This window comes from Bacteroidota bacterium (assembly GCA_037133915.1).
Classification (GTDB): Bacteria; Bacteroidota; Bacteroidia; order Bacteroidales; family CAIWKO01; genus JBAXND01.
In genome coordinates, this window is the sequence record JBAXND010000077.1 from 1 (window position 1) to 12,825 (window position 12,825).

The window sequence follows — 12,825 nt, forward strand, 5'->3', positions numbered from 1 at the left end:
TTGTTGCGGTTTGCAAAATAATATTCTGTATTTTTATCGGACAATAGTGATTTATTTTACGTAAAATCGTTGCCAAAACTTACATCATACCGTATTTCAAGACTATTTCATCCAATCAGACTGCCATGCTCCAATAGCTAAGTATGTATACACCCTATTGTTACTGCTATAAAGCATTTTGAAAAAACCGGAAAATTTTGTTACTTTGTATCCTCAATACAAAAAAGCATGTCACGTTATTGCACAGTCAGTTGTTGTTGTTGCCGGTATTTTGCCCGCAGAGACCGTGCTGATTCGTAATCATAATCATCATCAAATAAGCACCGACCCTTCTGCAATACAGAAGGGTTATTTTTTTTATTTAATCTATAATAAAAAGTAAATACAGACTACCATGGAAAATATTGAAACATTTCTTACCAGGCTTAATCAACGCAATAAAACCTTTACACCACTTATACCTCCTAAGCAGAAAGCGCATGAGTTCATCGACAACCTTATCGGGTTTCTTTTTCCGATCAGCAATAAAAGTCATCTGAGCAAAGACTATTATGAAGTGCAGTTCTCCGAACTCAAACTTGAGTTTAAACATCTGCTTATTCCAATTCTTGCCTGTCTGAAACAAAAACTGAACGACAGTGTGGAACGCCTGTTTGACAAGGTGCCGGAGATATACGACCTGTTGGTGCTTGATGCAAAATCAATATTAAAAAATGATCCGGCAGCCGGCTCCATGGAAGAAATAATTTATGCCTATCCCGGATTTTATGCTGTTGCAGTTCATCGTGTGGCGCACGAAATCTATTTGATGGAGATACCCATACTACCCCGCCTTATCAGCGAATACGCGCATCAAAAAACCGGTATCGATATTCATCCGGGTGCTACCATCGGCAAATCATTTTTTATTGATCACGGCACCGGCATTGTTATCGGCGAAACAAGCATAATTGGTGATAACGTAAAAATTTATCAGGGGGTGACCATTGGCGCCCTCAGCGTTCGCAAAAAAGACAGCCGGAAAAAGCGCCACCCGAGCATTGAAAATGATGTAACAATTTATTCCGGGACAACCATTCTCGGTGGTGAAACCACCATTGGGCAGGGCTCCGTAATAGGCGGTAACGTATGGCTTACGCAAAGCGTTCCGGCCAACTCAATGGTTTATCACACCAGCGATGTAAAAGTAAGACCTCCGAAAAGTGAAATTTTATAATATTTCGGCGCTTCGACGTTTCGACAGGCTCAACGACCGAAACCAGCGACCGAAACCGCACCCTGGGCCTGTCGGAGGGTGCAGCAGAATCGCTGAAACGGACTTTGTAAAAGTTGAATAAATTAATATTTTAAGAACAATGAAAGCACAAAACATTCTTGAAACCATAGGAAATACGCCTCATGTGCGCATAAATAAACTTTACCCTGACACGCACGAGGTATGGGTAAAACTCGAAAAAGCCAATCCCGGAGCCAGTATCAAAGACCGCATTGCACTGGCCATGATTGAAGATGCTGAAGAGCAGGGTTTGCTGAAACCCGGAAGTACTATCATAGAGCCGACTTCGGGCAACACAGGCATTGGTCTTGCAATGGTTTGCGCCGTTAAAGGATACCGCCTCATTCTGGTAATGCCCGAATCTATGTCGGTTGAACGCCGCAAAGTGATGAAAGTGTATGGAGCAACATTTGAACTCACACCACGTGAAAAAGGAATGAAAGGCGCGATAGAAAAAGCAGCCGAGCTGGCATCTTCCATATCCGATTCATGGATACCGCAACAATTCAACAACCCGGCAAATATTGCCATTCACAAAAGAACAACCGCACAGGAACTGCTCGCCGATTTCCCCGATGGCTTTGATTACCTGATTACTGGCGTGGGTACGGGCGGTCATATTACTGCCTGCGCCGAAGTGCTGAAAGAACATTTTCCGAAACTGAAAGTTTTTGCCGTTGAGCCTGAGTTATCGCCCGTAATAAGTGGCGGCGCCCCGGGTCCTCATCCCATACAGGGGATTGGCGCCGGATTTATCCCAGACAATCTGCATACAAATGTGCTCGACGGTGTGATAAAAGTAAGTAAAGAAGAAGCTTTTGAATATGCACGCCGGGCAGCCAACAGCGAAGGATTATTCATTGGTATTTCATCAGGTGCATCGCTGGCCGCCGTTGCCAAAATGCTTCCTGAAATACCTGAAGGCAGCCGGATTCTAACATTTTCATACGATACCGGCGAACGCTACCTTTCAATAGAAGGACTCTTTGAGTAAAAATATTTCTTCTGAAAATTCAGTGTAAGCGCTGAGAAGCCAGATTATAACATACAATTTTCAGTTTACTGACGCGATTTTTCGTCATCATTTTACTGTGACCAGTATTTAGGTTCAGGGACGATTAAACTTTGCACACACATTGCCAATGCCACATACGTTAATATCTACCTAATTTGTTGGGTATTTTATAAACTGTTTGCAAATCGTCGTTTTATGTCCTATCTTTGAAATGGTATTAAAAAAACTTTAGAATGTAATTGACTTCATCTTAAACGGATTGCAGTTGATAAAATAAAAAACAAGAACTCCCTTTTTGAATTGTAGAGGTATTTTACACCCATATCAGGCTTAACCTGTTAGCGGCACTTTCTAAAATAAACATTGCAAACTAATTTTTCTGTTATCAAGCTTTTCAACATGGAAAAAAAACTACCCTCTACAGAAGAATCGAATACAACAAACGACAATCAAAATGAAAACTGGTCGCAGCGATACATTACGCATGCGCCAACCGCTGTGTTTATAACCGACGAGAACCGGCTTTGTCTGGAAGTGAACCCTGCAGCCTGTGCCATTACTGAATACACTGAAGCAGAATTATTGAAAATGCAGATTTCATCGCTCATAGCACCCGAATATCAGGAGCAGGCAGCTGAACATTTCAGGATGATGGCCATGACAGGCAAAACAAATTGTGAAGTGGCTTTCCTGCGTAAAAACGGAACCAGGGGATTTTGGTCGGTAGACGCAGTAAAAATTTCGCCTACGCGCTTTATGTGTTTCACGCATGATATAACTGCCCGCAAGCAGGCTGAACAGGCACTGCTGAAAAGCGAAGAAAAATTCAGGAAGGCTTTTATGACCAGCCCCGATGCTGTTACTATTACACGCCTGCGCGACGGGATGTTCATTTCGGTGAATGATGGATTCAAAAAAATATTGGATTATACAGATGAAGAAGTTGTAGGTATCAGCTCACTGAAACTGAATATTTATCAGAATCAAAAAGACAGAGAAAACGTTGTTGAAGAGCTCAGAATAAAAGGATACATTAATAATTACGAAGCACCATTTGTGACAAAAAGCGGAGCAATTGTTTATGGTTTGATGTCTGCTTCCATTATTGAATTAGAAACAGAACTTTATATTTTAAGCATCACCCGCGATATCAGTGCACGAAAACTGGCAGAAGCATCTCTTATTGAAAGCGAATCACGCTTGCGTGCCATTACCGACTCGGCACAGGATGCAATATTAATGATGGACTCCACCGGTGCAATTTGTTTCTGGAATCAAAGCGCCGAGCGGATTCTCGGATACGCACATAAGGAAGCCATGGGAAAGAAGTTGCATATGCTATTAGCGCCACAGCGCTATCATGAAGCACACCAGGCGGCATTTCCCGAATTTTTAAGCAGCGGAAAAGGTCCGGCAATTGGCAAGACACTTAACCTGCATGCCCTGCGAAAAGACGGAAAAGAGATTGCGATTGAGTTGTCTCTTTCGGCAATCAGAATCAAAAACGAATGGCAGGCTTTGGGTATCATACGTGACATAAACGATCGTATAAAAAGAGATGAAGAAATAAAAACAAAAACATTGGAACTTGAACGTTTCAACAACCTGATGATAGGGCGGGAACTAAAAATGATGGAACTCAAAAATGAGGTTAACCAGCTGCTTGTTAAATCAGGCAGTAAACCAAAATACAAAGTTGTAGGTAATGATTAATTCAGGCTTAACCGATACACAGAGCAATGACGTAGAGCTTATCTGCAATTATATTGTGCAAGAATACGGCAGAGATCTTCGCGTATACAGCCACGTATTTCTCATGAACAGCATCGCATTCAGAATAGCTGAAACGGGAGCGTCTTCGGCTGTTGAATATGTCGAATTACTCAAATCAGACGCTTCCGAAATCAACAGGTTGTTCAATTCAATGAATATACCTTACAGCGTATTTTTCAGGAATATGATTGATTTTTCAATTATCGAACAATTTGTGCTGCCCGAATTATTTAATCACCACCTTGCCGATAAAGCGCCCATGGTGAGGATATGGTCGGCAGGATGTGCAACAGGTCAGGAATCGTATTCGCTGATGATGCTTGCAGACAAATTCCGGCAGAAACATCCCAGAAGCAGCCCGGCCATTGTTTTCGGTACCGATATTTCGGATGAATCTCTGGCGCTTGCAGCCACAGGAAAATTTGATGCACGCTGCATTCAGAATGTACGATTGTCGCAGCTCGATGAATACTTCACTTACACCGAAAACAGCTATACCGTAAAAAGTGAATTGAAATGCGGCGTGGAGTTTTCCCGTTATGATATGCTTGATGCGAATACGTCATCACCGCCATCGGGCATTTTTGGCGGCTTTGATATGATTTGTTGCTGCAACCTGCTTATTTATTATAAACCCGAAATTCAGCAGGCCATTATCAATAAATTATTCCGGGCGCTCAGACCCAAGGGATTTCTGATGGTTGATGCCTCTGAAAGAGCTTTGTTAAGGCAGCATCAGGGATTTATAGCGTACTCTAATGTATCTAACTTGTTTGTAAAACTATAAATTGCTACATGAAAAAACAGGGACTATTTCAGCACATTAAAATACGGGCATTGTTGTCATGGGGATTCGGAATTCTCTTGACTATTGTGACGTTTATAGGATTCAATTCCGTCAGGCAATCGAACCTGATATGGAAAGACACCTCCGATCTGTTTAATCATCCGTTCAAAGTGAACATTGCCGTGCGCGAAATACAGCGCGATGTAATTTCTATGCACCGCTCACTTAAAGACGCCATATTATCGGAGAATGATTTTGAGCTTAATAAGTATGTTGCTAAAATAGAAGCCAACAAAATTGCCGTTCAAAAGAATTTCGACCTCGTTTATTCATTGTATCTGGGTAATAAAACAACAGTAGACAGTGCCTACGAAGCATTTAACAACTGGGATATGGTACGCGACTCCACCCTGCTGCTTCGCCGACAGGGTAAAATTGAAGAGGCAGCCTACAGAACAACCCACAGTGCTGAGCTGTACGAGAGAGATATGATGAGCCGCATCAAACGTCTCGAAGATTTTGCAATGGCCAAGGCAAAATCGTTTTATGCTGCCGCCGAAGTCAAAAAGAACAGTCAGCTGACTCAGATTCTAACAATTATAGGCATATTGACACTGCTCATTATTGTCTTTTTTATTTTGATTATCCGCAGCATCAGCATCCCGCTCAAAGAAATTACGGGGGTTGCGGAACAACAGCAGCGAGGCGATTTTTCGGCACGTTCCAAAATTGTTTCCAATAATGAGATGGGACAATTTGCACAATCATTCAACCGCATGGCCGAAAGTATAGAACATGAGCTGAATATTCAATCGGATGCTGCCGAAGTGGGATACGTGTTTCTTGACAACACAGACCTGATGTCGGCAGCTCAGAATTTAGTTTCCCTGTTACTTGTAAAAACAAATTCCAACCTTGGCGTCATTTATTTTCTGGACGAAGCCTCGGGCATGTTCGAACCATTGTTTTCTGCAGGGATGTCGGGTGCAAAGGTCCATAGTTTTTCAGGCACTAATTTTGAAGGAGAATTTGGTCGTGTACTTCTCGAAAAAAAGCGCGTTCATATAAAAGACATCCCCGACGATACTATATTTGAGTTTGTAACGGTAGCGGGCACTTTCAGACCCAAAGAAATTTTGAATATCCCGATAACACAGAAGGAAAAGGTTCTTGCCATTATTTCTCTGGCAAGCGTTTACAATTACACTACCAAGATGCTTGACCTGCTCACCATTTCCGAAAAAAATATCAGCATCGGTATAAACAAAGCAATCATTTTAGACAAAATACGGGAGTATTCGCAAGCGCTCGACAATCAGAATTCGTTGCTTGAAAACCAGTCGAAAGAACTCAAATTACAAACCGAAGAACTGCACGAGCAAAATGCAGAGCTGGAAATGCAGAAACGACAGATCAACGAAGCGAGCCGCCTGAAAAGTGAGTTTCTCTCAAACATGAGTCATGAACTGAGAACGCCGCTGAATTCGGTAATTGCGTTATCGGGCGTGTTAAATAAGCGACTTGAAAAACGCATTCCGGAAGAAGAATACAGTTATCTTGAAATCATAGAACGAAACGGCAAACTGCTGCTGCACCTCATCAACGACATTCTTGACCTTTCAAGGATTGAGTCGGGAAAAGTGGAATATCGTTATAACAGCTTCTCTATAAAAGACCTTGCAAATTCAATCATTGAGCAGCTGCAAACTGCCGCCGACGAAAAAGGCATACTGCTGCTGAATAAAATTCCGGATGACCTTCCATTGCTGAAAAGCGATGTTTCCAAGTGCCATCACATTTTGCAAAACCTGCTTGACAACGCGGTAAAATTCACCGATAAAGGCTCTGTTGAGATTATCGCCGCCGTAGTAAAAGACCACGTTCATATTATCATTAAAGACACAGGCATCGGCATTCCGGCTGAAAATCTGTCGCAGATATTTGATGAATTTCTTCAGGTCGACGGCAGCTCATCGCGCAAGCACAAAGGCACCGGACTCGGACTTGCCATTGCTAAAAAGTATTGCCTGCTGCTCGATGGCCAAATAGATGTAGTAAGCGCCGTGGGAAAAGGCTCTTTGTTTACCGTAATACTGCCGCTTGAACCTTCAGAAAAACGCGCTGAGGAAGCCGGCGATTTCATGAACAGCATTGAGCGCCCTTCACTGATGCAACCGCTGCTTATAAGAGATGCGAATGCTCCGTTAAAAACACTCCTGATAGTGGAAGATAACGAAGCTGCGATTGTACAACTGACAGAAATACTGGAACAGCAAGGCTTCCATATTCAGGTTGCCCGAAACGGTCTTGAAGCACTGGAGTTTGTGAATTTCAAAATACCCGATGCCATTATTCTTGACCTTATGATGCCCGAAATGGACGGGTTTGAGGTACTGGAGAACATTCGCGGTACGGTTAAAACAGCCAAGATTCCGGTAGTAATTCTTACCTCTAAATATCTAAGCAACGAGGAGCTGAAAAAACTATCTCAAAATAACGTACATCAGCTCATTCAGAAAGGCGATGTGAGCAAATCGGAGTTACTTGTTATTGTACAAAGCATCTTTGGCGAAAAAGCTGCGCCTGAAAAGTCGCAAAAACGAACCAAACATATTGACATAAAAAAAGGGAAAGCGAGCATTCTGGTTATCGAAGACAATGCCGATAATGTAATGACGGTGAAAGCAATTATTGGCGAAAACCATTTTGTTACGGTAGCAGAAGATGGCGCTGACGGTATTAAAAAAGCGAAAAACAATCCACCCGACCTGATACTTCTGGATATTTCGCTGCCGGGCATGGACGGTTATGCTGTTTTGGACGAACTTAAAAAAGACAGCAGCCTGACTCAAATACCCATAATTGCGCTCACTGCCCGTGTAATGAAAGGCGACCGTGAACACATCCTGAATTATGGTTTCGACGATTATATTTCGAAGCCTGTTGACCTTGATGAATTTGAGAACACACTGAAAAAGTATATTGAATAGTTCAATCAATTTTAGGGCATGATAAAAATATTAGCGATTGATGATAACCCCGACAACCTGACCGTACTGAGTGCGATGCTTTCGGATGCGTTTCCCGATTCGCGCACCATAAAAGCCAACTCGGGGAAAGAAGGCATATTGATGGCACGCACAGAGCGCCCCGATGTTATTCTGCTCGACCTTGCCATGCCTGTAATGGATGGTTTTGAAACATGCAGGATTTTAAAGAACGATGAAGTGCTGAACCGCATCCCGGTGATTGTTCTTACGGCCATTAAAACAGACCGTCAGAGCCGAATCAAAGTTCTGAAGATTGGCGCAGAGTCCTTCCTCACCAAGCCGGTAGAAATCGCTGAGCTAACGGCTCAGGTATCGTCGATGGTTCGGATGAAAAAATCGGAAGACAAGATTCGGGAAGAAAACATACAGCTCGAACAGCTTGTTCAGGAGCGTACGCTGAAGTTGTCGAATGAGCTTAAAATGCGTGAAGAAACAGAGCGTGAACTAAAATCCTCCTTAAGCGCGCTTCAGTCAAGCAAACATGCGGCACTGAATCTTCTGGAAGACCTTAAATCGGAGAACGAAGAACGTCGCCGGGTTGAAGAAGAAGTGCGTAAACTGAACGAAGAACTGGAGCTGCGCGTAACAGAGCGAACGGCTCAGCTTGAAGCGGCCAACAAAGACCTTGAGTCGTTTTCGTATTCCATTTCACATGACCTTCAATCGCCTTTACGTCATATCAGCGGTTTTGCCGATATGCTTGCCAGCGATTATAAAGAAAATCTGCCCGAAGAGGCTCAGCATTTTTTGGAGACGATTATAAAAAATGCCAAGTTGATGGCCGTATTGATTGATGACCTTCTTGAATTTTCGAGAACGAGCCGCAAGGAAATCCTGACGACCGAGCTGGATATGAATAAAGTGGTTGAGGGCGCCAGGCTTCAGGTTGTAGTGCCGCAGGATGAAGCCAGAATCGATTGGCAGATATCAGACCTGCCTGTAATAAAGGGCGATTACAGTTTGTTGTTACTTGTTTGGATTAACCTTATCGGCAATGCCATCAAATACTCGAAGAACAGAGAAAGGGCGATAATAAAAATAGATTGCCGGGAATCGGAGCATGAATATATTTTTTCCATCAGCGATAACGGAGTAGGTTTCGACATGCAATATTCGCAGAAGCTATTCGGTGTATTTCAACGTATGCATTCATCAAAAGGCTTTGAAGGAACGGGCATAGGACTGGCGAACGTGCGTAACATCATAACGCGGCATGGCGGAAGCGTATGGGCCGAAGCAGAAGAGGATAAAGGAGCTACCTTTTACATTTCACTGCCGAGAAGCTGATACCCACAGGTATTTTGAACAGCACCTTCTTGCAGGACAAACAATTTTTCTATATCTTTGCGTCCGTTTCCGGAGCAATTTACATCTGCTTAATCATTTTTTGATATCCGGAAAAACATAGGGTTCCGTAGCTCAGTTGGATAGAGCAACAGCCTTCTAAGCTGTGGGTCGCGCGTTCGAATCGCGCCGGAATCACTGGAAAAGCGGAGGTTTTTGAAAAACTGGTTTAAACATGGTTTAAACATTTTTCGATTTCTAAGACTATCCTTTGATTCAAATTAATATTACCCAGGTAGTCCTCGGCTCAAGTTCAGGTTGGACCACAGTGTCGCTGGACAAATATTATTTCCAATAAACAATACCTTTTTTTTCGCCCATCCACTTTGGCTGCCTTAAAATGGCTTCAGCGGTAGTGAATTTAATTTACAGTCTGTATTTTTTGTTTTTTAAAAATCTTACTCATTCTGAGATGTATTGCTTTAGTCATGGTTACTTCTAAATCGCTAATGTCTGAGAATGGCAAATACTTAATTGACGGAGGAATTAATGCTTTGATAAAGTCAAGTTCCCTTTTCCAACCCTGTTGACATAATTTGGTTGATTTAACAAACATAAAGATGTTTTCATGTTTTAGTTTTTTTACGGCCCTGTGAATCTCATGTCGAACAATTTTTGGATTAGAAAAATTATCTTCAAGAATAATAATTATCCAATCGCATGAATCTAAAACGGTATCTATATGTTTATATAATTTATTTATTGCAAAACTGTCATATTCGATCAGGTTAGGCGGGTTAAATGGATACCTATTTATCTTTCTTAAAGCTTCTATTCTGCCTGCGACAAATTCTCTTTCTTTAATGCCTTGCTTGGAGCTGACAAAAATATCAATCACCTGTAATTTCTTCTTGGCTTCCTTTGCAACGGCTTTAACTTGGCTTCTTAACTTTAAAGTTAATTTTCCCTGAATGAAATAACCAACACTTATGCCAAAAGAAATAATTTGATTCTCCTCTGTCTTACTACATTTTTTTTCAAAAATAATTAGAGAATTACATTTTGAGCTTGAATTAGAAATCCGGCTCAAAAATGACGGAAGTATGGTGTTTGTAGATCGTAAAAGTACATAATATGTTTCCGAATTCTTGGTGAAAATAAGGTCAGGCTGCCATAAAAGGGATGTTGGCAATTTCACTTTCTTGGCCTCAGTATATCCAGCTTTGAATAATTGACTGAGAATTTTATCCTTGCTATTCATTAATTCAGTTTTGATATGAGGATTAATGAAAGTTTATCAATATATTCTTTGATTTGCTTGCGTTCTTCTTTTGTGACTTGATTAAGATTTAAGTTTTGGACCTCTTTTATTAAGATTTCTGTCTTTTTTAATATTGAGTCAACTTGATATATAGTTTCTGAAGTTTCTTCAAATATAGAAAGGGGTGTTACTTCCAATTCTTTCACAAATGCTTCAAGTTTTTCAAAAATTACTTCCTTTCTAACATTGCCTTTTTTCATTGCGTTCAATGACTTTGTTAATAATCGAAAGTCACGATTAGTTTTAATTATATCGTTTGCTTTCTTTTTTACACAAGCATCTATAATTCGTTCTTTACTATACTTTTTTAGGAATTCTGGTAATTCTTTTTCTATTAATTTAATTGGGGAATGCATTTCAGATAAAATGTCGGGGTCCATACCTTTAATGGGCTCGTCCATATTCTCCGATTCAAGAAACTTGTCAATAATTCCTTGTGGGTAGTCATAAAATAATAGATACTTATTGATTTTGTACTCCGAAAGAGAGGTAAGTTTTGCTAGTTCCAATTTATCGGGTCTTTCAAGGGACTGAATACTTTTGCCCATTTTGTCTATTACTTTTATTAATGTTTGAGCAATAGCAAAGTCCGTCCATTCTTCTCTTACATTATGTATATGAAACATAAGAGATAAATTCTCCAGCTCTGATGGTTCATTTTCCAATACATGACATGCAATTTCTTTAAAGTTCACTTTTTGAAATGCTCTGAATCTTCTTTCTCCGTCGAGTATTATATATTTATTGTCCTTTTTCCTTTTATAAACAATGATAGGATTCAATAATCCTTTGGATAAGATTGATTCAATAAGTGTATCTGACTCCTCGTCAACAAATCTTTTTCTAGGATTAAGTGGATTTGTCTCAATTTGTGAGAGTAGAATAGTTTGAATTCTGTCTTTGTATTGAGTGTCCATAAATTTTACTTTTTATTATTATTGAATTCAGTATTATCTCTTGCATTACCACTAACGGGCAGCATATTGCCGCCGTGTTTATGGGAGGGATTTAAGAGCACTGCCCTTTCTGTCTGCACAACAGGTTATAGAAAGCGCTGCCCGTTCTGCCCCACGTCAACCCAAAAAAAACAACATCGCGGCAATGCGAAAGTTATGCGTGGTTTTTTATTTGCTTTTGTTGTTCGTCCACTGCAGGATAAGCAATATTAGCAATCTTTATTATTGCTCCTATCGAAGTAATAATAGCAGATGCATTGAGGTAATTATCTAATTTTAAATTTACTTTATGAGCCTCTTTATTTCTAATTGTCTTAATTGCAATAAAAAATTGATACTCTATTTCATTAATTTTCTTATCAACCTTATGACAAAAAGTAAGCAAGTCGTGAATGTCAATATTACTTTTATTTTTCTTTTCTTTTTTTAACCAATCTTTAAACTCAGGTTGTTTGGCATAATACTGTTCCAGCATATGTCCTATGATTTTAACTAAATCTTCTATTGCATTTTCAACTTGTCCGATTTGAAAAAGTTGTAACGCCTCTGTCAATTCTTCAGCTACATCAATATCAATTTTTTCAAACTCATAAATCAATTCTTTAAGTTGACTTTTAACCTCGTCTGATAGATTTGGGTTTTGTTTCAAGGAATCCAAAATTAACTTTAATCTGCCCTCCTCTAATTTTACAATTCGTTTCTTTTTATTTTTATCTTCCATATAGAAGTATACTGCTGTCAGAATTGAAACAACAGCCACAGCAGTAATTATTCCGATTGCTAAATTTTTATTGCTCATATTGTATCCCAAACAAAATTTTGTTTTATGTCTGATATTATTGTTTCTCTTATTTTTCTACCTAAGGGGTCTGAGTATTTATTATCCTCAATTGGTTGAAAAGGTATGATTGGTTTTGGTAAAGGGTCAAATGTCAATAAACGGTCAGTAAACGAATATAAGAGGCAACCTTGAACATTTATTAATGTAATATAAATGAGAAAAGGCTCTGGTGTTTTGAAATGTTTGCTGTGTAGTTCTACCGCTCCTTTTAGAAAACTATTGATTATTAAAAAGACATCATCAAGTTTAATATGATGCAGTACAGGGTTAAGTAAATTTGCTGTTTCAAATTTGTTTCTAAAAAGTTCGATAATCCCATTTTTAAAACAAAGTTGGTAGTTGTAATCACCAGTAGTAATCAACAGACCCTCGTCAATTACATTATAGGTTGTTTCTGTTGTTGTAAAATGCCGTAAAGACAATTTAACTTTTTTTTGATTATCACCATCTGATAAGTCAAACTGCTTAAAATAATCACTGTTGTCCGGTAAAAGTTTGAAAGAAGCCGAAGCATAAGCCCGG

At 40.0% G+C, this 12,825-nt stretch carries 10 protein-coding genes and 1 tRNA gene; 7 read left to right on the forward strand and 4 right to left on the reverse strand.

Going from position 1 to position 12,825, the window contains the following annotated elements; translation table 11 throughout:
- Window positions 1-394 precede the first annotated feature (394 nt).
- The 7 genes from epsC (at window position 395) to WCM76_16040 (ending at window position 9,383) form a co-directional block, all read left to right on the forward strand.
- The gene (gene epsC, locus WCM76_16010; GenBank protein MEI6767136.1) at window positions 395-1,216 is read left to right on the forward strand and encodes a serine O-acetyltransferase EpsC; all 822 of its coding nucleotides are present in this window, start codon (window positions 395-397) and stop codon (window positions 1,214-1,216) included.
- A gap of 139 nt (window positions 1,217-1,355) precedes the next feature.
- Entirely contained in the window at window positions 1,356-2,270 is a 915-nt protein-coding gene (gene cysK / locus WCM76_16015; protein MEI6767137.1) for a cysteine synthase A, read from the forward strand.
- A 420-nt stretch (window positions 2,271-2,690) separates the two neighbouring features.
- On the forward strand, window positions 2,691-4,004 hold the full coding sequence (locus WCM76_16020; GenBank protein ID MEI6767138.1) for a PAS domain S-box protein: 1,314 nt from the start codon (window positions 2,691-2,693) through the stop codon (window positions 4,002-4,004).
- Window positions 3,997-4,851, forward strand: coding sequence for a CheR family methyltransferase (locus tag WCM76_16025; GenBank protein ID MEI6767139.1), 855 nt, complete (start codon window positions 3,997-3,999; stop codon window positions 4,849-4,851). The genes WCM76_16020 and WCM76_16025 overlap by 8 nt, the downstream gene beginning before the upstream one ends.
- A gap of 8 nt (window positions 4,852-4,859) precedes the next feature.
- Window positions 4,860-7,841 carry a response regulator gene (locus WCM76_16030; GenBank protein MEI6767140.1) on the forward strand — a complete coding sequence of 994 codons (2,982 nt, stop codon included), beginning with the start codon at window positions 4,860-4,862 and terminating at the stop codon, window positions 7,839-7,841.
- 18 nt (window positions 7,842-7,859) lie between these two features.
- The gene (locus WCM76_16035; protein MEI6767141.1) at window positions 7,860-9,188 is read left to right on the forward strand and encodes an ATP-binding protein; all 1,329 of its coding nucleotides are present in this window, start codon (window positions 7,860-7,862) and stop codon (window positions 9,186-9,188) included.
- Between the two features lie 121 nt (window positions 9,189-9,309).
- Window positions 9,310-9,383, forward strand: a tRNA-Arg gene (locus WCM76_16040).
- A 223-nt stretch (window positions 9,384-9,606) separates the two neighbouring features.
- Here WCM76_16040 and WCM76_16045 read toward each other — a convergent pair.
- The 4 genes from WCM76_16045 to WCM76_16060 all read right to left on the reverse strand — a co-directional run.
- Complete coding sequence (locus WCM76_16045; protein ID MEI6767142.1) at window positions 9,607-10,446, reverse strand: hypothetical protein; 840 nt, start codon at window positions 10,444-10,446, stop codon at window positions 9,607-9,609.
- Window positions 10,446-11,423, reverse strand: a complete 978-nt coding sequence (locus WCM76_16050) for a ParB/RepB/Spo0J family partition protein (protein ID MEI6767143.1) — start codon at window positions 11,421-11,423, stop codon at window positions 10,446-10,448. Before WCM76_16050 ends, WCM76_16045 begins: the two co-directional genes overlap by 1 nt.
- 193 nt (window positions 11,424-11,616) lie before the next feature.
- Window positions 11,617-12,273, reverse strand: a complete 657-nt coding sequence (locus tag WCM76_16055; GenBank protein ID MEI6767144.1) for a hypothetical protein — start codon at window positions 12,271-12,273, stop codon at window positions 11,617-11,619.
- Window positions 12,258-12,825 (reverse strand): hypothetical protein (locus WCM76_16060; GenBank protein MEI6767145.1); only part of this gene is annotated, 568 nt, incomplete at its 5' end. The genes WCM76_16055 and WCM76_16060, both read right to left, overlap by 16 nt.